General features: G+C 58.0%; 25 protein-coding genes and 1 tRNA gene. 20 read left to right on the top strand and 6 right to left on the bottom strand.

From position 1 onward, the window contains the following. Window positions 1-79: 79 nt before the first annotated feature. Together AC1DRJ_RS00970 and ygfZ are read right to left on the bottom strand one after the other, a co-directional pair. Window positions 80-901, bottom strand: a complete 822-nt coding sequence (locus AC1DRJ_RS00970) for an HDOD domain-containing protein (RefSeq protein WP_477800392.1) — start codon at window positions 899-901, stop codon at window positions 80-82. A gap of 35 nt (window positions 902-936) precedes the next feature. Further along, window positions 937-1878, bottom strand: coding sequence for a CAF17-like 4Fe-4S cluster assembly/insertion protein YgfZ (ygfZ, locus tag AC1DRJ_RS00965; protein WP_477800391.1), 942 nt, complete (start codon window positions 1876-1878; stop codon window positions 937-939). A 149-nt stretch (window positions 1879-2027) separates the two neighbouring features. Between ygfZ and AC1DRJ_RS00960 the strand changes: the two genes are divergently transcribed. Further along, a complete protein-coding gene (locus AC1DRJ_RS00960; protein WP_007944081.1) occupies window positions 2028-2282 on the top strand; it encodes an FAD assembly factor SdhE in 255 nt (84 codons plus the stop codon). Continuing rightward, complete coding sequence (locus AC1DRJ_RS00955; RefSeq protein WP_477800390.1) at window positions 2266-2718, top strand: protein YgfX; 453 nt, start codon at window positions 2266-2268, stop codon at window positions 2716-2718. Before AC1DRJ_RS00960 ends, AC1DRJ_RS00955 begins: the two co-directional genes overlap by 17 nt. On the opposite strand, the gene nadB is transcribed toward AC1DRJ_RS00955, so the two are convergent. Beyond that, complete coding sequence (gene nadB / locus AC1DRJ_RS00950; RefSeq protein WP_477800389.1) at window positions 2687-4303, bottom strand: L-aspartate oxidase; 1617 nt, start codon at window positions 4301-4303, stop codon at window positions 2687-2689. The genes AC1DRJ_RS00955 and nadB overlap by 32 nt on opposite strands. A 557-nt stretch (window positions 4304-4860) precedes the next feature. Here nadB and rpoE point away from each other — a divergent pair. The 4 genes from rpoE (at window position 4861) to AC1DRJ_RS00930 (ending at window position 8634) form a co-directional block, all read left to right on the top strand. Next, the gene (rpoE, locus tag AC1DRJ_RS00945) at window positions 4861-5442 is read left to right on the top strand and encodes an RNA polymerase sigma factor RpoE/AlgU (protein ID WP_007944079.1); all 582 of its coding nucleotides are present in this window, start codon (window positions 4861-4863) and stop codon (window positions 5440-5442) included. Between the two features lie 30 nt (window positions 5443-5472). Continuing rightward, window positions 5473-6060, top strand: a complete 588-nt coding sequence (locus AC1DRJ_RS00940; RefSeq protein ID WP_477800388.1) for a sigma-E factor negative regulatory protein — start codon at window positions 5473-5475, stop codon at window positions 6058-6060. 8 nt (window positions 6061-6068) lie between these two features. Further along, complete coding sequence (locus AC1DRJ_RS00935; RefSeq protein WP_477800387.1) at window positions 6069-7028, top strand: MucB/RseB C-terminal domain-containing protein; 960 nt, start codon at window positions 6069-6071, stop codon at window positions 7026-7028. Window positions 7029-7206: 178 nt separating this feature from the next. Further along, on the top strand, window positions 7207-8634 hold the full coding sequence (locus AC1DRJ_RS00930) for a DegQ family serine endoprotease (RefSeq protein ID WP_477800386.1): 1428 nt from the start codon (window positions 7207-7209) through the stop codon (window positions 8632-8634). A 72-nt stretch (window positions 8635-8706) separates the two neighbouring features. Here the strand turns inward: AC1DRJ_RS00930 and AC1DRJ_RS00925 are convergent, their stop codons facing one another. Then, window positions 8707-10140, bottom strand: a complete 1434-nt coding sequence (locus tag AC1DRJ_RS00925; protein ID WP_477800385.1) for a M48 family metalloprotease — start codon at window positions 10138-10140, stop codon at window positions 8707-8709. 97 nt (window positions 10141-10237) lie between these two features. On the opposite strand from AC1DRJ_RS00925, the gene AC1DRJ_RS00920 reads away from it, so the two are divergent. Both AC1DRJ_RS00920 and AC1DRJ_RS00915 read left to right on the top strand, forming a co-directional pair. Next, the gene (locus AC1DRJ_RS00920; RefSeq protein WP_020300476.1) at window positions 10238-10477 is read left to right on the top strand and encodes a sulfurtransferase TusA family protein; all 240 of its coding nucleotides are present in this window, start codon (window positions 10238-10240) and stop codon (window positions 10475-10477) included. A gap of 30 nt (window positions 10478-10507) precedes the next feature. Then, on the top strand, window positions 10508-11578 hold the full coding sequence (locus tag AC1DRJ_RS00915) for an AI-2E family transporter (RefSeq protein WP_477800384.1): 1071 nt from the start codon (window positions 10508-10510) through the stop codon (window positions 11576-11578). 129 nt (window positions 11579-11707) lie between these two features. Here AC1DRJ_RS00915 and AC1DRJ_RS00910 read toward each other — a convergent pair whose 3' ends face one another. Then, window positions 11708-12181, bottom strand: a complete 474-nt coding sequence (locus AC1DRJ_RS00910) for a peroxiredoxin (RefSeq protein WP_477800383.1) — start codon at window positions 12179-12181, stop codon at window positions 11708-11710. 10 nt (window positions 12182-12191) lie between these two features. Then, window positions 12192-12752 (bottom strand): glycine cleavage system transcriptional repressor, encoded by a 561-nt coding sequence (locus AC1DRJ_RS00905; protein WP_008034925.1) that lies wholly within the window; start codon window positions 12750-12752, stop codon window positions 12192-12194. A gap of 327 nt (window positions 12753-13079) precedes the next feature. Between AC1DRJ_RS00905 and dapA the strand changes: the two genes are divergently transcribed. The 12 genes from dapA to bcsB all read left to right on the top strand — a co-directional run bounded on the left by dapA (window position 13080) and on the right by bcsB (window position 26712). Then, complete coding sequence (gene dapA / locus AC1DRJ_RS00900) at window positions 13080-13958, top strand: 4-hydroxy-tetrahydrodipicolinate synthase (protein WP_477800382.1); 879 nt, start codon at window positions 13080-13082, stop codon at window positions 13956-13958. Window positions 13959-13975: 17 nt separating this feature from the next. Continuing rightward, complete coding sequence (gene bamC / locus AC1DRJ_RS00895; RefSeq protein WP_477800381.1) at window positions 13976-15091, top strand: outer membrane protein assembly factor BamC; 1116 nt, start codon at window positions 13976-13978, stop codon at window positions 15089-15091. A gap of 4 nt (window positions 15092-15095) precedes the next feature. Continuing rightward, entirely contained in the window at window positions 15096-15854 is a 759-nt protein-coding gene (locus AC1DRJ_RS00890; RefSeq protein ID WP_223511337.1) for an MBL fold metallo-hydrolase, read from the top strand. A 28-nt stretch (window positions 15855-15882) separates the two neighbouring features. Beyond that, window positions 15883-16596 carry a phosphoribosylaminoimidazolesuccinocarboxamide synthase gene (purC, locus tag AC1DRJ_RS00885; protein WP_477800380.1) on the top strand — a complete coding sequence of 238 codons (714 nt, stop codon included), beginning with the start codon at window positions 15883-15885 and terminating at the stop codon, window positions 16594-16596. Window positions 16597-16679: 83 nt separating this feature from the next. Further along, a tRNA-Ser gene (locus AC1DRJ_RS00880) sits at window positions 16680-16769 on the top strand. A gap of 749 nt (window positions 16770-17518) precedes the next feature. Next, window positions 17519-19060, top strand: coding sequence for a cellulose biosynthesis protein BcsE (bcsE, locus tag AC1DRJ_RS00875; RefSeq protein WP_477800379.1), 1542 nt, complete (start codon window positions 17519-17521; stop codon window positions 19058-19060). Then, window positions 19057-19248: a cellulose biosynthesis protein BcsF gene (gene bcsF / locus AC1DRJ_RS00870; RefSeq protein ID WP_477800378.1), complete on the top strand. Its 192-nt coding sequence runs from the start codon at window positions 19057-19059 to the stop codon at window positions 19246-19248. Before bcsE ends, bcsF begins: the two co-directional genes overlap by 4 nt. Then, a complete protein-coding gene (bcsG, locus tag AC1DRJ_RS00865; RefSeq protein WP_477800377.1) occupies window positions 19235-20863 on the top strand; it encodes a cellulose biosynthesis protein BcsG in 1629 nt (542 codons plus the stop codon). The genes bcsF and bcsG overlap by 14 nt, the downstream gene beginning before the upstream one ends. Next, window positions 20833-21075, top strand: coding sequence for a cellulose biosynthesis protein BcsR (bcsR, locus tag AC1DRJ_RS00860; RefSeq protein ID WP_477800376.1), 243 nt, complete (start codon window positions 20833-20835; stop codon window positions 21073-21075). Before bcsG ends, bcsR begins: the two co-directional genes overlap by 31 nt. Further along, window positions 21072-21794 carry a cellulose biosynthesis protein BcsQ gene (bcsQ, locus tag AC1DRJ_RS00855; protein WP_477800375.1) on the top strand — a complete coding sequence of 241 codons (723 nt, stop codon included), beginning with the start codon at window positions 21072-21074 and terminating at the stop codon, window positions 21792-21794. The genes bcsR and bcsQ overlap by 4 nt, the downstream gene beginning before the upstream one ends. Further along, window positions 21791-24385 carry a UDP-forming cellulose synthase catalytic subunit gene (bcsA, locus tag AC1DRJ_RS00850; protein ID WP_477800374.1) on the top strand — a complete coding sequence of 865 codons (2595 nt, stop codon included), beginning with the start codon at window positions 21791-21793 and terminating at the stop codon, window positions 24383-24385. Before bcsQ ends, bcsA begins: the two co-directional genes overlap by 4 nt. Then, window positions 24382-26712: a cellulose biosynthesis cyclic di-GMP-binding regulatory protein BcsB gene (gene bcsB / locus AC1DRJ_RS00845; protein ID WP_477800373.1), complete on the top strand. Its 2331-nt coding sequence runs from the start codon at window positions 24382-24384 to the stop codon at window positions 26710-26712. The genes bcsA and bcsB overlap by 4 nt, the downstream gene beginning before the upstream one ends. Window position 26713 lies beyond the last annotated feature (1 nt).

Here is a 26713-nt window from a genome sequence, read left to right as displayed (position 1 = left end):
CATTCGACCGCATTTCTCCAAGAGGAGCTCGGTTAAATGTGGGAGCGGGCTTGCTCGCGAAGGGGGCGCTGCGGTTTGACTAGTAAAACATCGACCGCGATTCTTCCAGGTTTTTGCACATCGCCTCGTTCTGCGGGTCGATCCCCAGCTTCTTGAACGACGGTACGTTGAACAAATCGATTCGGGCCAGCGGATGGTCACTGTCCTTGTGGCAATACAGACTGGCCACCTGCACCAGATCGACATAATCAACCCGCTCAGACTCACGCTTGAAGTCGAGGTATTGCCCGGGCACCTTCACCAGTTTCTCCGGAAACTCCCAGACCCTGAGCAGTTTCTCGCCGATCAACGGATGAATGCGGTCGATCACATGGTTGAGGCTGACCGAATCAGACAACAGTTCATAGTGATCTTCGGCGTACGTCAGAATCGGCAACACGCCGATTTGATGCACCAGACCACCGAGGGCTGCCTGGTCGGGTTTGAGTTGTGTGTAGTGGCGGCACAGTGCATAGCTGACCCCTGCGATCTCCAGGCTTTTGCGCCAGACATCGCGCATCTTCTGTTGCACCACCTCGGAGCGGGCATTGAAAATCTGTTCCATCACCAGGCCAATCGCCAGATTGCTGCTGTAGTTGACGCCCAGCCGTGTGATCGCCGTGTGCAGGTCGTTCACTTCTTGAGTCGCGCGCAGCAGCGGGCTATTGACCACTTTAATCAGGCGCGCCGATAACGCCGTATCGCGGCCGATCACCTTGCTCAGGGTACTGACACTGATTTCCGGGTCTTCAGCGGCCTTGCGAATCTGCATGGCCACTTCCGGTAATGTTGGCAAAACCAGGTCATCGTTATCGATGGCCTCAACCAAATCCTGTTGGACCTTTTCCGCCAGATCTCTCATTTTGTTTCTCTAGGGTATTGCAACAAATGCGGCGGTTAACGCTGGATTTCGAGGTCGCGATCCAGTGAATAAGGCAGGTCGAGCAAGTTCAGGGCCGGTCCTTCCAAGGTGCCAAGATGAATATCCCCACCCTCAGCGGCTTCGGCTTGCAGCACGGCCAGCAGTTCAATGTGTTGTTCCGCGTTGGCCGCCAGGACCACTTCGCCGATGGAGCTGCCATGGGAGGGGGAAAACAGCGGTGTGCCGGGGCCGGGCAGTGCGCTGGCATCCAGGGTCAGACGATACAAGCGGCGTTTGAGTTTGCCCAGGTACTGCATGCGCGCGACGATTTCCTGGCCGGTGTAGCAACCTTTCTTGAAGCTCACACCACCGACGGCTTGCAGATTGAGCATCTGCGGGATGAACAATTCGCGTGTCTCGGGCATGACCTGGCCGATCCCTGCGCGGATCTGGCCCAGTAACCATTGGTTCAGAGAGCCTTCGGCCAACAGGGCGGACAGATTGCCCTTGATGGCGTCGGCCTGCTCAGCGGTGACCCACAGTTCAGCACGATCCGGCGAGACGCGGATAGCGATCACACCGTCATGTCGCACGACACTGTCGGTGTCTGCTGGCAACTCAAGTCCGAGGCTGCTCAGCGCGGCATCGCCATGAAAGAGGCCGAAGCGGGCCCAGGCGGCGCTTTCATCGGTGAGTTTGGATTTGGAGAACACGGCGTACTTTTTCAGATCGGCCAGCTGCGGTTCCAGCAGCTCGGTGGCCATTGCCATCAGCACACCGTCACCTTCCAGCAGAATGCGGAAACTCGACTGCATCCGGCCTTTTTGCGTGCAGCGGGCGCCCAGGCTGGCCTGGGTATCGCTCAGGTAATTGAGGTTGCAGGTCAGTTGGCCTTGCAGGAATTTGCCGGCATCCGCGCCGCGGACCGCGAGAACGCCTTCGTGAGACAGGGTGCAGAAAAAAGCAGAATCGGCCATGGGTCATCGCAGGGTAAAGAGTCTGAGGGACATCATAAGGGGGCGACCATGAAATGGGTAGTTTACAAAAGGTCGGTAGTGCCCGACCAAAGCCGACTGTTCGACGCTGCCCGGGGCTGTATACTTGCCGCCTATTTGAGGAGCGCTCCATGGTCGAAGATGTTGAACTGAATCGCCTCTACTGGCACAGCCGCCGCGGCATGCTTGAGCTGGACGTATTGCTGGTGCCGTTTGTAAAAGAGGTCTACCCGCACCTCAATGATGTCGACCGCGATTGCTACCGCAAACTGCTTGAGTGTGAAGATCAGGACATGTTCGGCTGGTTCATGGAGCGCGCGGAATCCGAAGATCCGGAGCTTCAGCGCATGGTTCGCATGATCCTGGACCGTGTCCAGCCCAAGTAATACGTTCGAATGCCGCTGGCATGCCTCACGGCAATTGCTGGCGGCGTATCTCTTGGCCCAGTTATTCGCGCTGGGATCGTTGTTTCTTCTGTCTATACCAGTCTGGGCCGGTCTAATCGGCGCTTTGTGCTGTCTGGCGCATAGCGTTTGGGCATTGCCGCGTCAGATATTACTGATACATCCGCAGGCTTTTCGCGGCCTGCGACGTGACGCCGATGGTTGGCAGTTATGGAGTCAGGCGCGGGGATGGCAGCCGGTGCAGTTGCGACCGGACAGCCTCGCACTGCCATTGATCGTGGTGCTAAGGTTTCGTCTGCGCGGCGAACGACAGGTCAGATCGATCTGCGTGCCCCGCGATTCGCAGGCGGCGGATGTGCACCGACGCCTGCGTGTTCGACTTGCGTTCAGTCGGCGTAGGTGGGCGGCACCAGAATAGTGTCCAGTGCAACCGGGAGCATATTGGGGTAGTCGAGGGTGTAATGCAGGCCCCGGCTTTCCTTGCGCTCCATGGCGGACTGAATCATCAGTTCAGCTACTTGAGCCAGGTTGCGCAACTCGATCAAGTCGCGGCTGACCTTATAGTTGCTGTAGAACTCATCGATTTCGTCCAGCAACAGCCGCACACGGTGCTGGGCCCGCTGCAAGCGTTTATTGGTGCGCACGATACCAACGTAGTCCCACATAAATCGCCGCAGTTCGTCCCAGTTGTGCGCAATGATCACGTCTTCATCGGAATCGGTGACCTGGCTCGCATCCCAGATGGGCAGGGCGTCTGGAATCGACACGTGCGGCAACTGTTCAAGAATGTCCGCTGCCGCTGAACGGGCGTAGACGAAACACTCCAGTAGCGAGTTGCTGGCCATGCGATTGGCGCCATGCAGGCCGGTGAAACTGGTTTCACCAATGGCATACAGCCCAGGCACGTCGGTGCGGCCGTTCTGATCGACCATCACACCGCCGCAGGTGTAGTGCGCCGCCGGAACCACCGGAATCGGCTGTTTGGTGATGTCGATGGAAAACTCGAGGCAACGTTCGTAAACCGTTGGAAAGTGCGTCTTGATGAACGCTTCGGATTTGTGGCTGATGTCCAGATAGACGCAATCAACACCCAGGCGCTTCATTTCATGGTCGATGGCCCGGGCAACAATGTCCCGTGGTGCCAGTTCTGCGCGCGGGTCGAAGCGCTGCATGAAACGTTCGCCGTTAGGCAACTTCAAATGCGCACCTTCGCCGCGAAGGGCTTCGGTGACCAGGAAGCTTTTAGCCTGCGGGTGGTAAAGGCAGGTGGGGTGGAATTGGTTGAATTCCAGGTTCGCCACCCGGCAGCCAGAACGCCAGGCCATGGCGATGCCATCACCGCAGGCGCCGTCGGGGTTGCTGGTATAAAGGTAGACTTTGGCCGCGCCACCGGAGGCGAGGATGACGAAGCGTGCGCCGTAGGTGTCGACTTCGCCGGTTCCACGATTGAGTACGTAGGCACCGAGGCAACGGTCCCCTTTCAGTCCCAGGCGTTTTTCGGTGATCAGGTCSACCGCGACGCGCTGTTCCAGCAATTCGATGTTAGGCCGTTGTTTAGCCTGGGCCAGCAATGTTCTGAATATCGCGGCGCCCGTGGCATCGGCGGCATGAATGATGCGCCGATGACTGTGGCCGCCTTCGCGGGTCAGGTGAAACTCGAAACCGCCGTCTTCAGTGCCAGATTGTTCATCGCGGGTAAACGGCACGCCTTGGTCGATCAGCCATTGGATCGCCTCTTTGCTGTGTTCGACGGTAAAACGAACAGCGTCCTCATGGCACAGGCCACCGCCGGCATTGAGGGTATCATCGACGTGAGACTCGACGGTGTCGGCGTCATCCAGAACGGCGGCGACGCCACCCTGGGCCCAGAATGTCGAGCCGTTGGCGAGGTCGCCTTTACTCAGGACCGCAATGCGCAAATGATCGGGCAAGGTCAGCGCAAGACTCAAACCGGCAGCACCGCTGCCAATCACCAGAACATCATGTTGAAACTGTTGGCTCATTTCAGGATTCCGCTCAAAGCGACCCGGGTCGGGGTTGGCGCATGACTGCTGGAACGGCGAGTCAAGTCGGCCACACAGCCCACTAGTATATAGAGGGGGGGCGCGGCACAATACCCGAGCGCATATGGCATTGTGAAACTACTGTGACAGGAAATATCCGACGCTTCGTCGGATGGATTTTTGGTCGAATCGACGACAAGACGACTGTATCGTCGATTTAACAGTATTTTTCTATTCGCGGTTGAACAATCTCGGTAGCGTCCGTTTTATAAAAATGGAACTTTTGCCAAGGGCCCAAGATCAATAGACGGTTGCCAGATTCAATGGACAGTGTCGGCTTCAGGGCAGGATCTGTAATTTGATCCTTGCTGGCGAATCCGATGACAAGATTATTCGCGCAGCCGGGTAACCCGCGCTGCGCTTTTCGTGCGTGCCAAATCAGAGCCCGCAGGAAACTTGCTTGGAGGGGGAGAACTTTTGCGAAAAGCCCGAGTCTATGTTTGCAAGTCTGGTCGTTCAGTTATGCAAGCCTCCTCCGAGCTTATCGAGGAGTGTTCATGCTAACCCAGGAAGAGGATCAGCAGCTGGTCGAGCGCGTTCAACGTGGCGACAAGCGAGCTTTCGATCTGCTAGTGCTGAAATACCAGCACAAAATTCTCGGGTTGATCGTGCGTTTTGTGCACGACACCCATGAAGCCCAGGATGTGGCGCAGGAAGCCTTTATCAAGGCGTACCGAGCCCTTGGAAATTTTCGCGGAGACAGCGCGTTTTATACGTGGCTTTACCGCATCGCCATCAACACGGCGAAAAACTATCTGGTTTCACGCGGCCGTCGGCCGCCGGATAGCGATGTCAGTTCCGAGGATGCAGAGTTCTACGATGGCGATCATGGCCTCAAGGATCTCGAGTCGCCAGAACGCGCGTTGCTGCGGGATGAGATCGAAGGCACCGTCCATCGAACCATTCAGCAACTGCCAGAAGATTTGCGTACGGCCTTAACTTTACGTGAATTCGATGGTCTGAGTTACGAGGACATTGCGGCAGTCATGCAGTGTCCGGTGGGTACCGTGCGCTCCCGGATTTTCCGCGCTCGGGAGGCCATCGATAAAGCCCTGCAGCCGTTGTTGCAGGAAAACTGAGACAGCGGCGATAGCCAAGAGAGGAACGCCATGAGTCGTGAAGCCCTGCAGGAATCGCTGTCCGCAGTGATGGATAACGAAGCGGACGAACTAGAGTTGCGTCGGGTACTAAATGCCTTTGACGATGTTGAAACCCGTGATACCTGGGCTCGTTACCAGATCGCTCGGGCAGTCATGCACAAGGATTTACTGCTTCCACGCCTGGATATCGCTGCGGCAGTATCTGCTGCGTTGGCCGACGAAGCCGTGCCGGCAAAAGTTTCCCGTGGTCCATGGCGTAGCCTGGGTCGTCTGGCCGTTGCCGCTTCGGTCACGCTTGCTGTACTGGCTGGCGTTCGTTTGTACAATCAGGACGAGATCGCGGGTGTCGAACTGGCTCAGCAATCCAATCAGCCGGGTCTGGCTGTTCCTCAAGTTAAAGGCCCTGCTGTATTAGCAGGCTACAATGAGAGTTCGGATGCCACAGGCCCTATGGCCAACGGTGTATTGCAAGGTCAGCCAGGCTGGCACGATCAGCGTCTGCCAAGCTACCTGCGCCAACATGCTCAACAAGCTGCATTGAAAGGCACTGAAAGTGCTCTGCCTTATGCTCGTGCAGCAAGCCTGGAAAACCGTTAAGGAGGATCATGCGCTCCATACCTCTACTTTCGCTTCTGCTCGCAGGCTGGGTTGTTGTTCCAGCCCACGCTGATGAAGCCCAGGATTGGTTGACCCGTATGGGTCAGGCCGAGCAACAGCAAAGCTTTCGCGGTACTTTCGTTTACGAGCGTAACGGTAGTTTTTCTACCCATAACATCTGGCATCGCGTCCAGGATGGCAAAGTCCGAGAGCGTTTACTCCAGCTCGATGGCTCAGCACAGGAAGTCGTGCGCATTGATGGGCATACTCAATGCGTCAGCGGCACCTTGATAGCAGGATTGGGGGATTCACCCAATTCAGCTGCTCGTGCACTGGATCCTCAAAAGTTAAAGAATTGGTATGACATTGCCGTCATTGGCAAATCGCGTGTGGCTGGGCGTGCGGCAGTGATTGTTTCGCTGACGCCACGTGATCAGCATCGATACGGTTTTGAGCTTCATCTGGATAAAGAAACCGGCCTTCCGCTCAAGTCGTTGCTGCTGAATGACAAAGGGCAGTTGCTGGAGCGATTCCAGTTTACGCAGCTGGATACCGCCAAGGTGCCGTCTGACAGCGACTTGCAGACAGGCGATGATTGCAAGGCTGTCACTCTCGACAGTGACAAGGCGTCTGCCCTTAAATCGGTTCAAGTCTGGCACTCGGACTGGTTGCCACCGGGTTTCGAGTTGACCAGCAGCAGCGCTCGCAAGGACCCGCAGACCAAAACCCAGGTCAACAGTCTGATGTATGACGACGGTCTGGCGCGTTTCTCGGTATTCCTCGAGCCATTGAATGGTGCAGCCGTGACGGACACCCGCACCCAGCTGGGCCCCACGGCCGCTGTATCCCGGCGCCTGACCACGCCTCAAGGCGAAATGATGGTAACTGTGGTCGGTGAGATTCCGATAGGCACTGCTGAACGGATTGCGCTGTCGATGCGCACCGATGCCACTGCAACCAAGCAGTGAGCGGGGTTGGAAATGTTTGGTGAGCATTTCAATTTGCAAAATAATCTGAAAGTTTCTATAGGTTAGAGTTTCTCGGCTCTGGCCTTTTTTGTTGTTTCCGGAACAAAAATACCGGCGTATTGTTCCCGGTGTCCCTTGCTCCATATCGCTCAACCATGCTCGTCRTAACGGGAGCCGTATGTCGATTCCACGCTTAAAGTCTTACCTCTCCATTTTTGCTACCGTACTGGTCCTCGGTCAGGCGGTCACTGCTCAAGCGGTCGAGTTACCTGATTTCACCCAGATCGTCGAGCAGGCATCGCCTGCCGTGGTGAACATCAGTACCACGCAGAAACTGCCGGACCGCAAAGTGTCCGGGCAAATGCCGGACCTTGAGGGGTTGCCGCCAGCGCTGCGTGAGTTCTTTGAAAGGGGCATGCCTCAACAACCGCGTTCGCCTCGCGGTGATCGTCAGCGAGAAGCTCAATCTCTGGGCTCGGGTTTCATCATCTCGCCAGATGGTTACATCCTGACCAACAACCACGTGATTGCGGATGCCGACGAAATCCTCGTGCGTCTTGCTGATCGCAGCGAACTAAAAGCCAAACTGGTCGGTACTGATCCGCGCTCCGACGTAGCGCTGCTGAAGATCGAAGGCAAGGACCTGCCGGTTCTCAAGCTCGGTAAATCCCAGGACCTGAAAGCCGGTCAATGGGTTGTCGCCATCGGCTCGCCGTTTGGTTTCGACCACACCGTGACCCAGGGCATCATCAGCGCCATCGGGCGCAGCCTGCCGAACGAAAACTATGTGCCGTTCATCCAGACCGACGTGCCGATCAACCCAGGTAACTCCGGTGGTCCGCTGTTCAACCTGAATGGCGAAGTGGTTGGGATCAACTCGCAGATCTACACCCGCTCCGGTGGCTTCATGGGCGTATCGTTCGCGATCCCAATCGACGTTGCCATGGATGTTTCCAATCAACTGAAGGATGGCGGTAAAGTCAGCCGTGGCTGGTTGGGGGTGGTGATTCAGGAAGTGAACAAGGACCTGGCCGAGTCGTTTGGTCTTGAGAAACCGGCCGGTGCGCTGGTGGCGCAAATCCAGGACGACGGTCCGGCTGCCAAGGGTGGTTTGCAGGTCGGCGACGTCATTCTGAGCATGAACGGTCAGCCGATCATTATGTCGGCTGATTTGCCACACCTGGTGGGCGCGCTGAAAGCGGGTGCCAAGGCCAATCTTGAAGTGATTCGCGAAGGCAAGCGCAAGAATGTCGAGCTAACGGTTGGCGCGATTCCTGACGAAGACAAAGATATGGTGACGATGCCTAAATCGGGCGTTGAAATCAGCAGTAATCGTTTGGGTGTCTCCGTTGCTGAATTGTCCGATGAGCAGAAGAAAACCTACGACCTCAAAGGGGGTGTGGTGATCAAGGAGGTTCAGGAAGGCCCCGCATCCCTGATTGGTTTGCAGCCAGGTGACATCATCACCCACCTGAACAACCAGGCCATCGGCACCAGCAAGGAGTTCACCGACATTGCCAAGGCACTTCCGAAGAACCGTTCGGTTTCGATGCGGGTTCTGCGCCAAGGTCGTGCCAGCTTCATCACCTTCAAACTGGCTGATTAAACCGGTTGTTGGCTGAATAAAAAACCGCCTCGAAAGAGGCGGTTTTTTTGTGCCCGGATTTTCAGCTGAAAGTCAGCCCATCATGTCCTTGATCATGCGCTCCTGCTCCATCAACTCACGTTGACGCGCATCGATGCGCGAAGCCAGCGGGAAGTTGCTGCCAGCCTTGCGTTTGGCAAAATCCAGTTGCTGAATGGCCTGGCGAAAGTCGCCGACCAACGCAAAGTATTCCGCGCGAGCCTGATGCAGGCCGATGATGTTGCCAGACAGGCCGCGAGTCTCGGCCACCTGATACCACACGTCGGGATCGTCGGGGCGCGACTTGAGCAGGGTTTCCAGTGCTTTTTCAGCATCGGCGGTGCGGTCCTGTTTCAGCAGCAAATCGACACGTATCTGATTGAGCGGATAGTTGCCGGGGTACTGAGCGAGCATCCGGTCGACGCGAGATTGAGCGTCCGGAAGTCGATTGTTGGTCATGTCCAGATCGATCTGCGCCAGGTTATAGATGATCTCGTTCGGCGATGTTGCCAGCAGCAGCTTGAGGTTCTCCCGAGCCTCATTCAACCGGCCACCCTTGATTTGGGCAATCGCCAGGCCATAGCGTGCGACATCATTTTTCGGGTTTTCATCAAGCATCGCACGGAAGCGCTTGGCGCCCAGGCCGGGGGTTTCTTCATAGAACAACTGGACTCGTGCACGAATCAGTTGATAGCGCATGGTGTCTTCGATGCCACCCGGTGGGGCCTGTTCAGCGCGGTTGCGGGTATCGGCGATCCGCGACTCGGTGACCGGGTGGGTCATCAAAAATTCCGGCGGTTTGGCGTCGAAGCGATACTGGCGCGCCAAGCGCTCGAACATGCTTGGCATCGAGCGGGGGTCGTAGCCGGCTTTTTCCATATTAAGAATGCCGATGCGGTCGGCTTCCTGTTCGTTCTGGCGTGAGAAACGCCGTTGCTCCTGCATTGCCGCCGCTTGAGTGCCTGCAATGGCCGCCATTCCGGCATTGCCGCCACCGGCTGCCGCAATCACGATTCCGGCCAACAGGGCGGCCATCACCGGCACTTGCATGCGCTGCTGGGCTTCAATGCCTCGGGCAAAGTGGCGTTGCGACAAGTGAGCCAACTCGTGAGCCATCACCGAGGCGTACTCGCCCTCGGTCTGCGCATTGAGAAACAAGCCACCGTTGACCCCGACAATCCCGCCCGGCGCCGCAAAGGCGTTTAGCTGTGGGCTGTTGATCAGGATGAACTCGAGTCGACGGTCATTCACCTGGCTGGTTTCGAGCAATCGGTAAACACTTGATTCGACGTAATTTTTGAGCTGTGGATCGTTGAGCTGCGCGACCTGGCTGCGCAACAGCGCCAGCCAGGCGCGGCCGAGCTGGTATTCCTGTTGCGGCGAGACGATGGCAGAACTGGCGTCGCCAAGTGACGGCAGGTCGTCGGCAAAGCCCGGTGAGGCGAGCAGGCAAGCGAGCGTCAGCAGGGTAGGGCGCAAAAAAGTCATGCACAAAGCCTTAGTCGACAAAGACCTTACTGTAGCCGGACACTGGGCTTGCGACCAGATATTCTAACCCTCTCAACCACGCCCCCGGAGTGAAGTAATGACCGATGCTGTAGCCCATGACGCCGAGCTGGACGCCAGCGGCCTGAATTGTCCGTTGCCATTGCTCAAGGCCAAGTTGGAACTCAATCGTCTGGCCAGTGGCGCGGTGCTCAAGGTGATCGCCACGGATGCCGGTTCTCAGCGCGATTTCCGCACCTTTGCCCGATTGGCCGGTCATACGCTGCTTCGTGAAGAAGATGAGGCGGGTGTTTACCGCTACTGGTTAAAAAAAGCCTGAACCTGCTGCGTTCGCTCCTAAGGAATATTGATGTTCAAAGTGTTACGCGACTGGATTCAGCGCTACTTTTCGGATGAAGAAGCCGTGGTGCTGGCGGTGCTGCTGTTTCTGGCATTCACCGCTGTGCTCACCTTGGGCGGCATGCTCGCGCCGGTACTGGCCGGGATGGTGCTGGCGTATCTCATGCAAGGCCTGGTGGTTACCCTTGAGCGTTTGCGCATGCCCGGCAGTGTCGCGGTGGGACTGGTCTTCGCGCTGTTCATGGGGGCGCTGCTGGTCTTCTTGATTGTCGTGGTGCCGTTGCTTTGGCATCAGTTGCTTACGCTGTTCAACGAGCTGCCTGGCATGCTCGTCAAGTGGCAGTCGTTATTGTTGCTGTTGCCCGAGCGCTATCCACATATGGTGTCTGATGAACAGGTATTGCAGTTCATCGAAGTAGCACGCGGCGAAATCGGTAAGTTCGGCCAGTGGGCGCTGACGTTCTCACTGTCGAGTCTGCCGCTGCTGGTGAACATCATGATCTACCTCGTTCTGGTGCCGATCCTGGTGTTCTTCTTCCTGAAGGATCGGGAAATGATCGGCCAATGGGTACGCGGTTACCTGCCCCGTGAGCGGGCACTGATCACCCGTGTCGCTCACGAAATGAACCGGCAGATCGCCAACTACATTCGCGGCAAGGTCATCGAGATTTTCATCTGCGGTGGTGTGACCTACATCGGCTTTGTCGTTCTCGGACTCAACTACGCAGCGCTGCTTGCCTTGTTGGTGGGCGTGTCGGTGGTGGTGCCTTACGTCGGCACTGTAGTGGTGACCGTGCCGGYCATGCTGATCGCGTTGTTCCAATGGGGCTGGAGCGATCAGTTCATCTATTTGATGGCGGTCTACGGGATTATTCAGACGCTGGACGGCAACGTGCTGGTGCCGTTGCTGTTCTCGGAGGCGGTCAACCTGCACCCGGTAGCGATCATTTGCGCGGTGCTGTTGTTTGGCGGGTTGTGGGGGTTTTGGGGGGTGTTCTTTGCGATTCCGCTGGCGACGCTGTTTAAGGCAGTCCTGGATGCGTGGCCGCGCAAGGAGCCGGAGGTGGCGCCGCTGCTCTAATTCTTCCGCGAGGCGGATGGCCTCTTCGCGAGCAGGTTCGCTCCCACATCAGATCGCGTCAGTCAGACAACACGGTCAACGGTGGGAGCGAGCCTGCTCGCGATGGCGTCGGTACAGGCGCCAAAGAAATCAGCCCTTGTTCAACGCCTGAGCTGCCGCCAACACCGCATCCACATGTCCCGGCACCTTCACACCACGCCATTCCTGACGCAGTACACCGTTCTTGTCGATCAGGAATGTGCTGCGATCAACCCCCATGTATTCCTTGCCATACAGCTTCTTCAGCTTGATCACATCAAACAACTGGCAAAGCGCTTCTTCCTTGTCGCTGATCAGCTCAAAGGTGAACGCCTGCTTGGCCTTGAAGTTCTCATGGGACTTGAGGCTGTCACGCGATACGCCGAACACTTCGGTGTTGGCCGCTTTAAACGCCTCAAGCTGATCGCGAAAGCCCTGGCCTTCAGTGGTGCAACCTGGCGTGCTGTCCTTCGGGTAGAAGTAAATCACCACCTGCTTGCCTTTGAGTCCCGCGAGGCTAACGGTTTGTCCATTGGTGGCGGGTGCTTCGAAGTCGGCGACCGGTTGGTCGATGGCAACGGCCATGAAAGCTTCCTTACATTGGGTTTTGTGGGCGCCACGGTTCGATCAGGGCATCCAGGTTCAGCGCGTCGGCAAAATCCAGGAACTGATCGCGCAGCCAGCTGATTTGCACACCGGCGGGCAAGGTCACGGTAAACGTGGCGTTGAGCATGGTGCCGCCGGTTTGCGGCGCCTGATACGTGTCGCAGGTCAGGTTTTCCAGCTCGACGTTGTGATCCATGAAGAACTGGCACAGCTCGTTGATGATGTCAGAACGGTAGGCCGAACTGACATACGCCACATAAGGCAGTGCTTGAGGACGGTTTTCCAGCGCCGCGCTACGCACCACATTGACGGTGAACGCATGCTTTTTGGCGAGGCTCGGCAGGCTGCCTTCCAGGCGTGCCAGGGCGTCCCAGCTACCGGAAATCTCGAGGATCAACGCACTGCACTCGCCATGACGGGTCAGGCGGGAAGTGACCACGGCGCAGCGGTTTTCATGGCTGGCGCGGCACAGGACGTTAGTCAGCTCCATGGGGTTGGCGCCGAGGGCACTGATGACAAGGAATTGTTCGCGAACTGTGGGGGTGGACATGCAGCATTCCTAAAGCGATGAGCGGTCGATACGTCTAAGGGCTTTTTTCCGGGAACAAGCCTGCGGATGCGAATTCATAAAACCCGAGCCACAAGGTTGCAACATGCTCCAGTGAGGCAGGAGCGAGGGGTGGCAACGCTGGATCGGGGCTTGTGATGCCGTAAATGGAGGCTGGAAACTGGCGTACGAGCTTATCAGTACCGATCAAAGTCTGAAGGGTAGCGAAAAGCAGCGCCAAGGGGAATGGCGGCAGCGCAGTACTTCGCTTGTACAAGCATCTTGGCGCCAGTACCATTACGGCTCTCTTTTTCCGGCAGGAGCGGTTGCATGATTGCGGGCAGTATGGTGGCACTGGTCACACCCATGGATGCACAAGGTCGTCTTGACTGGGACAGCCTGAGCAAACTGGTGGACTTTCACCTGCAGAACGGCACCCACGCCATCGTGGCGGTCGGCACTACAGGTGAATCGGCCACCCTCGACGTGAACGAGCACATCGAAGTGATTCGTTACGTGGTCAAGCAGGTTGCAGGGCGCATTCCGGTGATCGCCGGGACTGGCGCGAACTCGACTCGCGAAGCCATCGAACTGACCACCAATGCGAAGACCGCCGGTGCCGACGCTTGCCTGCTGGTGACTCCTTATTACAACAAGCCGACCCAGGAAGGCTTGTACCAGCACTTCAAGGCCATCGCCGAAGCAGTCGATATCCCGCAGATTCTCTACAATGTGCCCGGCCGTACAGCGTGCGACATGCTGACCGAAACCGTGATCCGCCTGTCGACCGTGAAAAACATCATCGGCATCAAGGAAGCCACCGGCGACCTGAGCCGGGCCAAGGCCATCATTGATGGTGTGAGCAAAGATTTCGTGGTGCTGTCCGGTGACGACGCCACCGCAGTCGAGCTGATATTGCTCGGCGGTAAAGGCAACATCTCGGTCACCGCCAACGTTGCGCCGCGCGACATGAGCGACCTGTGCAACGCTGCCCTGAAAGGCGATGCCGTGACCGCCCGCGCGATCCACGAAAAGCTGATGCCACTCAATAAAACCCTGTTTATCGAATCCAACCCTATTCCCGTGAAATGGGCTCTGCATGAAATGGGCTTGATGCCGGACGGTATCCGTCTGCCGCTCACCTGGCTCAGTGCTGCCTGTCACGAACCGCTGCGACAGGCCATGCGCCAGTCCGGCGTCCTGGTTTAATTGAGGAAGTACAACGCATGAAGCGAATGGCCGGACTTTCCGCACTTGCCTTGATCATCTCCAGCACGAGTGGCTGTGGATGGGTCTGGGGCCCGGAAGGTTATTTCCGTGACCGTGGTAGCGATTACCTGGAAGCGCAACAGACTCCACCGATGCAATTACCAGCGAATATCACAGACGCCAAACGTCTGGAACCACTGCTGCCGATCCCGCGTAACGTGGCTGATGACACCGCGAAGGGCGAATACATCGTTCCTCGTCCACAGCCGTTGTCGGCGTCGGCCGATGCCAGCCCTTACTCCCTGCAGAAAGTCGGCGATACGCGTTCGATCCTGGCCCAGAACCCTCCGGCCGAAATCTGGCCAGTGGCTGTGCAGTTTTTCCTGGATAACGGTTTCCGCCTGGATGAACAGCGTCCGCAAACCGGCGAATTCACCACCACCTGGCAGCATTCCGACGAACTGTCCGCCGCAACGGCCAAGCGCCTGAGCGCAGCCGGAGTCAGCACCGACAGCCAAACCCGCGTGCGGGTACGTATCGAGCCGGGCGTGCAGCGCAATACCAGTGAAATCTATGTCGTCAGCGCCGAGCGTCCTGCTGGCAGCACCGCCGATGTGGAGTTCACCAACCGTTCGCTCAACACCGACCTGGACGCGGCACTGACCAACGACATGCTCGCGAGCATGAGTCGCATTTCGGAGAAGGGCGGTTCGGTTTCCATGCTGGCTTCGCGTGATTTTGATACGCCAAGTCGTGTCAGCCTGAGCGAAGACGGTAGCGGCAACCCGGTTCTGAACGTCGGCACCGACGTGGATCGTGCCTGGTCGAGCGTAGGTCGTGCACTCGAACAGAGCGATTGGCGCGTTGAAGACATCAACCGCAGCTTGGGCCTGTACTACATCAACTTGTCCGAAAAAGCCGAAAATAAAGACGATAAGCCTGGTTTCTTCAGCAGCCTGTTCGGCAGCGCGCCGAGCAAGGAAGAAGTGGAAGCCCGTGCCGAGCGTTATCAGGTTCGCCTGAGCAAGGTCGGCGAAAACGTCCAGGTCACCGTTGAGAAAAACATCAACACCGTTGCCCCGGCAGACGTGGCGCGTAGAGTGTTGAGCGAGATTCAGGACAAAATGGGCTGATCACATGCGGTTTGCCGTTCTCGGCAGCGGTAGCCAAGGGAACGGCACGCTGATAGCCAGCGATGACACGTATGTGCTGGTGGATTGTGGTTTCTCCCTGCGGGAAACCGAAAAACGCTTGCTGCGCCTGGGTGTAAACCCTGCGCAGCTGAGCGCGATACTCGTGACCCACGAACATGCCGACCACGTGCATGGCGTGGGTTTACTGTCTCGGCGCTACAATCTGCCTGTCTACCTCAGTCGCGGGACCCTGCGCGGGATGCGCAAACCGATTGAACCAGCTGGCCTTCTGGCCGGCGGCGAGCAACTGCAGATCGGCGCTCTGAGCATCGGTGTGATTGCCGTGGCCCATGATGCACAAGAGCCGACGCAATACGTTTTCAGCGACGGTGAGCGGCGCTTCGGCCTGTTGACCGATCTGGGCTCGTACTGCAACAAGGTGCTGGACGGCTATCGGGACCTCGATGCGTTGATGATCGAGTCAAACCATTGCCGTGACATGCTGGCTCGCGGTCACTACCCGTACTTTCTGAAGCAGCGGGTGGGCGGTGAACTGGGGCATTTGAACAACCACCAGGCGGCATTCCTGGTGTCCGAGTTGGGCTGGCAAGGCCTGCAACACCTGGTCCTGGCCCATCTGAGCAGCAAGAACAACCTGCCGCAGCTGGCCCGGCAATGTTTTGTCGACACCCTCGGGTGCGACCCGGACTGGCTGCAACTGGCCGATCAAGATTCAGGGCTCGACTGGCGACACATCGCCTAGCCCACCTACTTAGCAAGCGGAGCCCATCATGGAAAAACGTGAAGAACTCTACCGCGGCAAAGCCAAATCGGTTTACAAGACCGACGACGCTAACCGCTTGATCCTGCTGTTTCGCAATGACACCTCGRCGTTCGACGGCAAGCGCATCGAGCAGCTCGACCGCAAAGGCATGGTGAACAACAAGTTTAACGCCTTCATCATGCAGAAACTCGAAGCCGCCGGCGTGCCGACGCAATTCGACAAACTGCTGGGCGACAACGAATGCCTGGTGAAAAAACTCGACATGATCCCGGTCGAGTGCGTTGTGCGTAACTACGCCGCCGGCAGCTTGGTCAAGCGCCTGGGCGTCGAAGAAGGCATGAAGCTCAACCCTTACACCTTCGAACTGTTCCTGAAGGACGACGCCAAGGGTGACCCGTTCATCAACGAATCCCACGTCGTGGCCTTCGGTTGGGGCACTGCCGAGCAACTGGTTCGCATGAAAGAACTGTCGCTCAAGGTCAACGAAGTCCTGAGCAAACTGTTCGACGACGCCGGCCTGCTGCTGGTCGACTTCAAACTTGAGTTTGGTGTATTCCACGACGGCTCCATCGTCCTGGGCGACGAATTCAGCCCGGACGGCTGCCGCCTGTGGGACAAGGCCACCGGCAAGAAAATGGACAAGGACCGCTTCCGTCAGGGCCTCGGTGACGTTATCGAAGCCTACGAAGAAGTCGCCGATCGTCTGGGCGTACCGCTTTAATCGACGCAAGCATCTGATAGCACGGAAAAATTTCGCTTAGGGGGTTCGCTTCCGGCGAAAGTGTTGTTATGATGCGCGCCGTTGGAGAGATGCCAGAGTGGCCGAATGGGACGGATTCGAAATCCGTTGTACCTTCACCGGTACCTAGGGTTCGAATCCCTATCTCTCCGCCATACATATGAAACCCCGTAGATTAACGTCTACGGGGTTTTTTCGTTTCTGTATTGTACGTGGCGTTTGTACGTACCCGTCACGCGGAGTAATGCGCGAGCTTGGGCTCGTGATCACGCAGCCAGGTTTCCATGCCTTTTAAACGAGGGTGGAACGGCTGGATATCCCGAATGCGTCAAGTCGGCGAGTCGAAGTTCTAGCGCCCAATCAGCTCTGGTGCGGTGGCATCACTTGCGTCGGTGCTCAAGGTAAATGGCACTGCTGCATGCATGCGGGAGGGTGGGTTGGGCATTGTCGGAAAGCCGGGCGCCGGGATTTCAAGGCGCTGGACACGGCCTATGAGCAACGTGGAAGACCTCAGGGGCTGCTGTTTCACTCGGATAAAGGGTGGCAGTATGCGAGTCGTATGTTTCGGTAGCGACTCTTGTTTACGTGTTTGCGCCCGATCAAGAATCTCCAAGTAAATTACTGGGAAAATCCACAGAGGGAGCTATGCTGCCCATTTAAACCCGAATGGATCCAAGCACGGGCTTGCGAACGGCCCGAGAGTGCTTCAGCGCTATCAATTATTTTTTGATACATCGGTACAGCTGGATTCCGCTTCCCTGCAATATGACGGCTGACTGGCGTCAGTTCATGCCGATAAAAAACCTACGCGGTGTCCGGGAATAGTGAATCACAAAATTACCGCTATAACTGGAGAGAGGGTGCTGATCTAGCCGCATCCAGTTCAAACTAAGGAGAACTACATTTGAGTCAGTTCACCTTAGGTATCCGCCATCTGCGTGATGAGCAGATTTTGTTGCAAGACAGCGGGCTTTATTGGGTGGCAGTGGATCAGGCAAGCGATTCTGCCGCACTGGCAGTCCAATGCCTGGCAGCGATGCCGCCCGAGGCGAGAGGGATGTTGGTCTGCTGCGGGCATTCAAGTCGGAAGCTGGCGCAGAAGTTGGCGCCAGATGCCGGTCCAGCTCTTTTGAAGCTGTTTGACATCAAAAAAGCCGACATCGGTCTGACCCTCAAATCACTGGTCGGCGAACTCACCCGTGCTGCTCCGGTTGCCGGGACTACCATTGTGCTGATGCTGCCGGACAGCGCATGGGTGAGTGATGTCGCGCCAGATTTACGGCATTGCTGCCTGTCCCTGAAGCAATGGCTGGGAGAACGCCAATGCACCCTCTTGGTGATCAGCCATGGTCAGACGCCACAACTGCATGAGCGTTTGTTACGGCTCAACGATACGATCTGTGGGCTCACTCAGCTCTATCGCCGTGATGGTGGTATTCGCTATCACTTGCACTACTGGCGCAGCGAACTGGGCGTGTGCAGCGGGCAGGAGTTCGAGCTCGAGTTGCAGGTAGACGGCTTCGCACTATCGGTCAATGAGCAGGCCAATGTGCAACTGACCCATACCGATGACCAGCGGATCTACCTGACGCAGCGTTCTGTCCTAGAAGGCTCGCCACCGTTATCGGATCAGTGGAGGCTGTTCGAGAACCGCGAGGACTTGCTCAAGCAAGCCCGGCGCGCTCGAGCCGCCAGTATCATCGTAGCCATCGACAGCAACCTGCAAGTCGAAGAGTTGGCCCGTCAGATTCACGCCCTGCGCGAGCGCTGCGGCATTGCGCTGAAGATCATCATTCGCGAGATGGAGCCCTGCCTGCGCTATCGGGACGAGCGTCTGCTGGTGTCCTGCGGCGCCAACATCACCGTGCCCTATGGGACTACGCCGGCACACTTCTTCAGCATTATCGACAGTGCCCAAGGCCAGATCTGGCGCCGAAGCCGCACTACCAACTTCCAATCGCTATTCGAACGACTGCGGCCTCCCGCCATACGCGGTCTGTTAGCGCCCCAGGAATTCATCGACACGGTGGAGCACGTATACAGCGGCGCCTCTGGCGAAATAAGCCACCAACTGCTCAAACTGATACCGCGCGGTGGTCTGGGAATCGAGCAGTACTTGAATCAAATCGGCTTGAATCGTTTCGGTGACGTCGCCTGCGTGGTCAACGGAGCTTTTTATTTGTTCCTGTTTGCCTGTCGCGCGGACGGACTGGAACCCGCATTGTCGAATATCTGCCGGCTTTCCTGGCGCGATCTGTTCAGCGACTTCCAGATTCTCCCCGGCGTTGAAGCGTTGCCGCGCGAGGACTTCCTCACAGCCGCCTTGCTGCCTTCCACGTTCCTTCTGGCAGATGAGCGCACGGCCGGTAGTTCCGCCGACGCCGCTGGGTGTGGCGCCTATTCGCCTCAACGCACCACGCTACCTATTACGGATCCCTGTTCATGAGCTATTCCGAGCTGATCCAGGTGATCGGCCTCAGCAGCCTGCTGACTCTGGCACTGATCGTGGTGCTGATCAGTTTTGGTCGTCGTTTTCTGACCGTCGTGAAGGGCCTCTTGCCCCCGCGTTACCTGAAATCCCGTGGCGTGCGTAGTCGCGCCCCAGCCCAGAGCAAACCCCATGAGTCGGCATGAAGTCATTAAAACGGCGTCAGCGCGCGTATGGCCGGGCCTTGGATCCTGGAATCTGTATTTCATCCTCAAGTTCGTACTGCTGTGGGCTGGCTATCTGAATCTGCAGGTATTGCCTAACCTGGTGTTCGCTATGGCATTGCTACTGCCGTTGAAACATCGGTATTTGCGCATCCTGCGTACAGTCATTGCGATCCCCGTTGGCGTTGCGCTGTTTTACCAGGACACCTGGCTGCCCCCCTTCAGCCGACTGCTGGACCAGCCTGGTGTGATGAATTTCACCGGCGTATACATGGTCGAGCTGGCGGGTCGTTTTATCGATTGGAACCTGTGTGCGTTGCTGGCAGCGCTAGTAGTTGGTTATGCCTTCGTCCGTCACTGGCTGCGCCTGACCACCCTGAGTGTGCTGGGTTTGGCTTGGCTGGCCAGCGTCAATCTGCTGGCGTTGCACACCAGCAGTGAGCCGGTTGCGGCATCGGGCAGTGGCCCTTCAACGGCTGCGGTGAGCACGGCCGACCCCGACAGCGCCACACTGGAAGCCTACCTGCAGAAGTTCTATACCACCGAGGCCGCGCGTCATGTGGAGTTCACGCCTGCGACTTCTGCGGCGCAGCCTTTCGACCTGTTATTGATCAATATCTGCTCCATGGCCTGGGATGACCTGGAATCCGTGGACCTGCGCGACAACACGCTGCTCCAGCAGATGGACGTGATTTTCGACAACTTCAATTCGGCCACTTCTTACAGTGGCCCGGCAGCCATCCGCCTGTTGCGTGCCAGTTGTGGGCAGCTTCCGCACAGCAAGCTGTACAGCACTGCCCCGGATCAGTGCATGTTGATGGACGATTTGAGCAAGCTGGGCTTTTCCAGCGAAGTGATGCTCAACCACTCCGGCCAGTTCGAAGGCTTCCTTGACGAAGTCCGCGCCCAAGGTTCGTTGCCGCCCCCTACTATCAGTGCCAGCAAATTTCCGCGTGCTCTAGTGAGCTTCGACGGTTCGCCGATCGTACGCGATGCCCAGGTATTGGATGCCTGGTGGAAGCACCGTGAAGAAGTCAAAAGCGATCGCGTGGCACTCTTCTATAACACCACCACGCTGCATGACGGCAACCGTACGCTGACCGCCGATGGCGGCTCTACCAGGAGTGATTACAAACCTCGTGCCCAAGGGTTGATCGACGACCTCAATGGCTTCATTAAACAACTGGAGCTCAGCGGTCGCCGGGTGGTGGTGGTGATTGTGCCGGAGCATGGCGCGGCACTGCATGGCGACCGCATGCAGATAGCCGGTATGCGCGAGATACCGAGCCCGTCCATCACCCRYGTGCCGGTCGGTATCAAGYTGGTGGGCATGGGKCGCAACSCSARTKCCGCKCCACTRCACATCACCGAGCCGAGCAGCTTCCTGGCCCTGTCGGAAATCATCAGTCGACTGTATAGCGCCCCACCTCAGGCGGATGGCGAGGGTCCCAACTGGCCGGCCCTGCTGAGCAACCTACCGCAAACGGCAGCGGTTTCCGAAAACGCCGGCACCGTGGTCGTTGATTACGCCGGAAAACCTTATATACGAATCAAGGAGAAAGCAGAATGGCTGCCCTACCCACAGCGCTTCAAGTGAAGGCCAGGGTGAAGTCGCGTGCGGATCGTGCCGACGACATCGCCCTCCTGAAGCAGGAGCTTGAGCTGCCCGAACTGGAATACGTGGACATTTCAGCGCAGATCGAATTGCAAAAGGCTCTCAATCGCTGGCCGCTGCTGGAGGAGATGGAGCGCCTGCAACCGGCRGTCCAGCCGAGGGTGCATCAGGCCGACTTCGATAAACTGCCATGACAGCCCTCAGTCTGCGTGGTTTGCGCGGCGGCGTCGGCACGAGCTCACTACTAGCGGCCACTGGTCAAGCATTGCATCGTCTTGGCGAGCGCGTGCTGCTAGTGGACATGTGCCCGGAGAACCTGCTTCGCCTGCACTTCAACGTAGACGTTAGCGAGCCCGGCGGCTGGGCGCGAGCCATGATCGACGGAGTGGCTTGGAACACCCAGGCCTGGGACGTGGAGCCGGGATTGAGCGTGTTGCCCTATGGCCGCCTGAAACTGGAAGAGCAGGATCAAATCGAGCAACGCCTGCTCAGTGAGCCAATGCTATGGGACCGCCGACAGGCTAGCCTTGCCGAACACTTTGACTGGATATTGTTCGATGTGCCCTTGCGACTGCCGGGCCATGCTCATATTGGACCCTGCGCATTGCGCTTGCGGATTGTCGAGGCAGATGCCGCCTGCCATGTGCTGATACAACAGGATGAATCCAGCGGCGAGCATCTGCTGATTAACCGCTTCGATCCAGTCAGTCAATTGCAGCGCGACCTGCTGTTGATTTGGAGCAAGCAATACGGTGCCCGATTGTTGCCACTCACCGTGCATCTGGATGAAGCGATGCGCGAAGCCCTGGCGTTCAAGAAGCCAGTAGGTACTTATGCCGAATCCAGTCTAGCCGCCCAGGATGTGCTGAGCCTTGCCACCTGGTGTCTGACCCGCCGCTCGGAGGCGGAATGATCGCCCGCGTTTTTCCTTATACGCACCTGCGTCAGCATTACGACTGTGCGCCGTCAGTTGCGCTGCTGCTGGCAACAATGAGCGCCCTGGCGTGGTTGTTATTGCGTCTGGAGTCTCCAAATTGGCGCGCTGTGCTCGATCAGCCAACGCGCTGGTATCCACAACTGGCCAACAAGGCACCAAGCCTGGGTGACCCGTTGCGCTATGTGGTGCAAAGTCTCTGGCTGTTGCTGGTTCGCCCGGCCAGGCCGCAGGCACGGACGCTGGCGATCCCTGCCTGGCTCAAGTCCATCGGGGCGGCGTACTTGCGATTGTGGGCGTGGATTGGCGAGGCGCTGGAAGAGTTGCCCCGGCGCGCAGGGGCCAGCCAGCAGATTCGCCAGAGCAGCCATTGGTGGAAAGGCCTGGAACGTCACAACCAACGACTGGTCAACGCGGCCATCGGTGTCGTCGCCTTCATTTTTACGATGATTTGCATCACCGAGCCCTTCGGCTACATCGCCCAACTGGTATTCGTCTTGCTGCTATGGGGCCTGGCCATGCTGGTGCGAAGGGTTCCGGGTCGCTTTCCGACGTTGCTGATGGTGGTGTTGTCGATCATCGTCTCGTGCCGTTACCTGTGGTGGCGCTATACCTCGACCCTGAACTGGAACAACCCTCTGGACCTGGTTTGCGGGATGATCCTGCTGGTGGCTGAAACTTATTCCTGGGTGGTGCTGATCCTGGGCTACATCCAGACTTGCTGGCCGTTGGGCCGTAAACCGGCGTCGCTGCCGCGCGATACGCGCCTGTGGCCCAGCGTCGACCTGTTGATCCCAACTTACAACGAAGATCTCTCCATCGTGCGGGGTACCGTTTACGCCGCCATGGGCATCGATTGGCCGGCTGACAAGCTCAATATCTACATTCTCGACGACGGCAAACGCGAGAGTTTCCGCCAGTTCGCCGCCGAAGCAGGGGTGGGCTACATCACTCGCAACGACAATCGTCACGCCAAGGCCGGTAACCTCAACCACGCGCTGACGCTGCTGAACGGCGAGTTGGTCGCTCTTTTCGACTGCGACCACATACCTGTGCGCTCATTCCTGCAAATGACCACCGGGGGCTTTTTGCGTGATCCGAAACTGGCGCTGGTGCAGACCCCGCACCATTTCCTGTCACCGGACCCCTTCGAGCGCAACCTCAATGTGTTCCGCGAGCACCCCAACGAAGGCGAGCTGTTCTACGGTTTGATTCAGGACGGCAACGACATGTGGAACGCGGCGTTTTTCTGCGGCTCGTGCGCGGTACTGCGTCGTAGCGCGCTGGACTCGATCGGCGGCTTTGCCGTCGAGACGGTTACCGAAGACGCCCACACGGCGCTGCGCCTGCACCGTAACGGCTGGAACTCGGCCTATATCAAGTTGCCGCAAGCGGCCGGTCTGGCAACGGAGAGTCTGTCTGCGCACATCGGGCAGCGCATTCGCTGGGCCCGTGGCATGGCGCAAATTTTCCGTACCGACAACCCGATGCTCGGAAAGGGCCTGACCATCTTCCAGCGCATCTGCTACGCCAACGCGATGATGCACTTTTTGGCCGGCCTGCCGCGCCTGGTGTTTCTGTTGGCGCCGCTGGCGTTTTTGTTCCTGCATGCCTACATCATCTACGCCCCGGCGCTGATGATCCTGCTGTACGTGTTGCCGCACATGGTCCACGCAAGCCTCACCAACTCGCGGACGCAGGGCGCCTATCGTCGGACGTTCTGGGGTGAGGTGTATGAGACCGTACTGGCCTGGTACATCGCGCGTCCCACCACCGTTGCACTGTTCAACCCCAGCAAGGGCAAGTTCAACGTCACCGCCAAGGGCGGCTTGATGGAGCAGAACCAGTTTGACTGGAAAATCGCCCAACCGTACTTGCTACTGGCGTTGCTGAACGTTGCCGGCATGGGTGTTGCCGTCTGGCGGCTGTTCTATGGCCCCCGCGACGAAATCGTCACCGTTGTGGTGAGCATTCTCTGGGTGGCCTACAACCTGCTGATCATCGGTGGCGCCGTGGCGGTCGCTGCGGAAGTGCGCCAGGTTCGCCAGACTCACCGTGTATACGTCAAGTTGCCCGCGGCGGTGCGCCTTGAGAGTGGTCACTGTTACCCGGGCATGCTGCAGGACTATTCCGACGGTGGCGCAGGCATCCAGCTCGACACCTCGCTGTCGCTGGCAGTGGGCGGGAGCATCTCGCTGATGATGCATCGAGGCAATCGTGAATTCGTGTTCCCGGGCTATATCAGCCGCAGCCACAAGAACTTCATCGGCATCAGCTTCACCCATTTCAATGAACAACAGAAAATCGACTTTGTGCAGTGCACGTTTGCCCGCGCCGACGCCTGGCTCAACTGGGGTGACAATTACACCCTGGATCGCCCGCTGCACAGCTTTATGGACATTCTCAAACTGGGCGGCACCGGTTACTACCGCCTCTACGAATACCTGCCCGCCTGGATCCGCCGCATCGCCGGGCCGCCTTTGCGATTGTTGCGCTGGTTGGTCAGTTTCCTGCCGCGCATGCCAGCGGCTGCCCCCATTCCCAAATCCCGATCAGTGAGTGCTCCATGAGTCACTACTTCAGCAAATCCCTTGTAGCCAGCCTGGCGCTCCTGGCCGCTTGCTGCGCCCAGGCCGCCACCGCCACCGCCACCGCCACCGCCACCGCCACCGCCCCTGTGCCTGTCGTGCCTGTCGTGTCTCTCGCGCCGGCAGTGGTTAGCAACGTACCGAGCTGGAGCACCGCGTACAGCTTCGAACAACTGGGCCGTCCTGCCGACAGTCTGTTGCTGGGCATCCACAATAGTGACCAGATCGAATTCAGCCTGCGCCGCGATCGCATCGCCAGTGACGCGAAACTGCAGCTGGAGTACACGCCGTCGCCTTCGCTGCTGCCACAGATCTCGCATTTACGTGTGTACCTCAACGACGTGCTGATGAGCGTTGTGCCGATCGAGAAGGATCAGTTGGGTAAGAAGGTCAACCAATCGGTAGCCCTGGACCCGCGTCTGATTTCGGACTTCAACCGTGTACGCCTGGAGTTCGTCGGTCACTACACCGATATCTGTGAAGATCCGGCCAACAGCACGTTATGGTTGAACGTGGGGCGCAGCAGTCAGATCCAATTGCAGGAGCAGGCACTAACGCTCAAGAACGACCTGGCCTATTTCCCGATGCCTTTCTTCGACCCTCGAGGCCAGGACAAGCCGGTCATCAATTTGGTTTTCCCTGATGCGCCGACACTGGGCGAGCAGCGAGCAGCCGGTATCCTGGCGTCCTATTTCGGCAGCCAGGCCGCTTGGCGTGGCGCGCAGTTCCCGGTTCTGTTCGATCAGTTGCCAGCCGTCGATGAACACCATCGCGCCAAGTCGGCGATTGTTTTCGCCACCAATGATCATCGTCCGTCCTTCCTGGCTGATACCGACAAGTTCCCGGCCGTGGATGCACCCGTCGTACAGATGATCGACAACCCTTTGGACCCCTACAGCAAGGTGTTGTTGGTGTTGGGTCGCAACGACGATGATCTGCTCGTGGCAGCCCGCGCACTGGCCTTGGGCGCGACTGCGTTCCGTGGCTCGCTCGTGACCGTCAACAAGGTTGAGCAGCTCAAGCCCCGGGTGCCTTATGACGCACCGAACTGGATGCGCACAGACCGCGCGGTACGTTTCGCCGAGTTGATCAAGTACCCAGAGCAGCTTCAGGCCGCGGGTCTGCAGCCGCGGTCTCTCACAGTGGACGTGAATCTACCGCCTGACCTGTTCGTCTGGCGTAACCAAGGGATTCCGCTGCATACCAAGTTTCGTTATACGCCACCATCGGTCAATGACAATTCCAGCTTGACCATCAGCCTGAACAACCAGTTCATCACCAGCCTGCCACTGAAAAGCAAGACTGACAGCAGTCTGGAGGAGCTGCGCCTGGTGGTGTTGTCCAACGAGTCGGCAAACCTCAACGACAATCTGCTGGTGCCAGCACTAAAGATTGGCGACCGAAATACCCTGCGTTTTGACTTCAACTTCGCGACCACCTTGAGCAGCGCTCAGCGCGACCGTTGCCAGACTTCGCTGCCGGTAAACAACCAGGCCGTGATCGATGAAGAGTCGACCATTGACCTGTCCGGCTACTATCACTACATCGCCATGCCCGACCTGCGTGCTTTTGCCCGAGGCGGCTTTCCATTCAGCCGCATGGCTGACCTTTCGGAAACCCTGGTGATGGTCCCAGCCCACAGCAGTCCTGTACAACTGAGCACCGTGTTCGAGACCATTGCTGGAATCTCGGCGCACTCAGGCCTGCCAGCGTATGGCCTGCGGCTGTCGGACAACTGGGACGACGCTAAGGCGGATGTCGATTTACTGGTATTCGGCGCCATGGCGTCGGGCGTGGGCGATGGCGCCGATGCCAATCTGGTGCTGGACAAGACGCGTGCCTGGCTGCTCAAACCGTCCAATGAGCACAGCGGTAAATCGGCCCGCGCCGGCCAGCTTAGCGATGAACGCGACCTGGGTGCCAACCGCGTCGACGTCAGCGCCCATGCACCCATAGCCGCCATCGTCGGTTTACAGTCGCCGTATCACCAGCAGCGCAGCATTGTGGCCTTGCTGGCCAGCGATGACGCCGATTTCCAACTGCTGCGTGACACCTTGGACGACACCACAAAACTAGACGCTGTTTACGGTTCTGTGGCGCTGATCCGCAGTAGTGGTGTAGGGAGCAGTTGGGTGGGGCAGCAGTACTTCGTCGGCCACCTGCCGTGGTGGCTGCTGCTTTGGTACCAATTGTCCGAGCACCCGATCCTGCTGGCGGCCATGACCACCATCAGCGTGTTGCTGACGGCCTTCCTGCTGTGGCGCGCACTGCGTTGGGCTGCCCGTCGTCGCCTGGCTGCTCAGGAGTAAT

The sequence above is a fragment of the Pseudomonas sp. P5_B2 genome (assembly GCF_056400445.1).
This window is presented reverse-complemented; position numbering and strand designations above follow the sequence as displayed.

What these genes read in the sequence shown, in the direction of transcription:
- AC1DRJ_RS00960 (WP_007944081.1), top strand. Translation starts at nt 2,028, where the DNA reads ATGGTCGAAGATGTTGAACTGAATCGCCTCTACTGGCACAGCCGCCGC.
- AC1DRJ_RS00920 (WP_020300476.1), top strand. Translation starts at nt 10,238, where the DNA reads ATGACCGATGCTGTAGCCCATGACGCCGAGCTGGACGCCAGCGGCCTG.
- ygfZ (WP_477800391.1), bottom strand. Translation starts at nt 1,878, where the DNA reads ATGGCCGATTCTGCTTTTTTCTGCACCCTGTCTCACGAAGGCGTTCTC.
- AC1DRJ_RS00890 (WP_223511337.1), top strand. Translation starts at nt 15,096, where the DNA reads ATGCGGTTTGCCGTTCTCGGCAGCGGTAGCCAAGGGAACGGCACGCTG.
- AC1DRJ_RS00940 (WP_477800388.1), top strand. Translation starts at nt 5,473, where the DNA reads ATGAGTCGTGAAGCCCTGCAGGAATCGCTGTCCGCAGTGATGGATAAC.
- bamC (WP_477800381.1), top strand. Translation starts at nt 13,976, where the DNA reads ATGAAGCGAATGGCCGGACTTTCCGCACTTGCCTTGATCATCTCCAGC.
- AC1DRJ_RS00935 (WP_477800387.1), top strand. Translation starts at nt 6,069, where the DNA reads ATGCGCTCCATACCTCTACTTTCGCTTCTGCTCGCAGGCTGGGTTGTT.
- AC1DRJ_RS00905 (WP_008034925.1), bottom strand. Translation starts at nt 12,752, where the DNA reads ATGTCCACCCCCACAGTTCGCGAACAATTCCTTGTCATCAGTGCCCTC.
- AC1DRJ_RS00930 (WP_477800386.1), top strand. Translation starts at nt 7,207, where the DNA reads ATGTCGATTCCACGCTTAAAGTCTTACCTCTCCATTTTTGCTACCGTA.
- bcsQ (WP_477800375.1), top strand. Translation starts at nt 21,072, where the DNA reads ATGACAGCCCTCAGTCTGCGTGGTTTGCGCGGCGGCGTCGGCACGAGC.
- bcsF (WP_477800378.1), top strand. Translation starts at nt 19,057, where the DNA reads ATGAGCTATTCCGAGCTGATCCAGGTGATCGGCCTCAGCAGCCTGCTG.
- bcsA (WP_477800374.1), top strand. Translation starts at nt 21,791, where the DNA reads ATGATCGCCCGCGTTTTTCCTTATACGCACCTGCGTCAGCATTACGAC.
- bcsB (WP_477800373.1), top strand. Translation starts at nt 24,382, where the DNA reads ATGAGTCACTACTTCAGCAAATCCCTTGTAGCCAGCCTGGCGCTCCTG.
- rpoE (WP_007944079.1), top strand. Translation starts at nt 4,861, where the DNA reads ATGCTAACCCAGGAAGAGGATCAGCAGCTGGTCGAGCGCGTTCAACGT.
- AC1DRJ_RS00910 (WP_477800383.1), bottom strand. Translation starts at nt 12,181, where the DNA reads ATGGCCGTTGCCATCGACCAACCGGTCGCCGACTTCGAAGCACCCGCC.
- AC1DRJ_RS00925 (WP_477800385.1), bottom strand. Translation starts at nt 10,140, where the DNA reads ATGACTTTTTTGCGCCCTACCCTGCTGACGCTCGCTTGCCTGCTCGCC.
- dapA (WP_477800382.1), top strand. Translation starts at nt 13,080, where the DNA reads ATGATTGCGGGCAGTATGGTGGCACTGGTCACACCCATGGATGCACAA.
- AC1DRJ_RS00970 (WP_477800392.1), bottom strand. Translation starts at nt 901, where the DNA reads ATGAGAGATCTGGCGGAAAAGGTCCAACAGGATTTGGTTGAGGCCATC.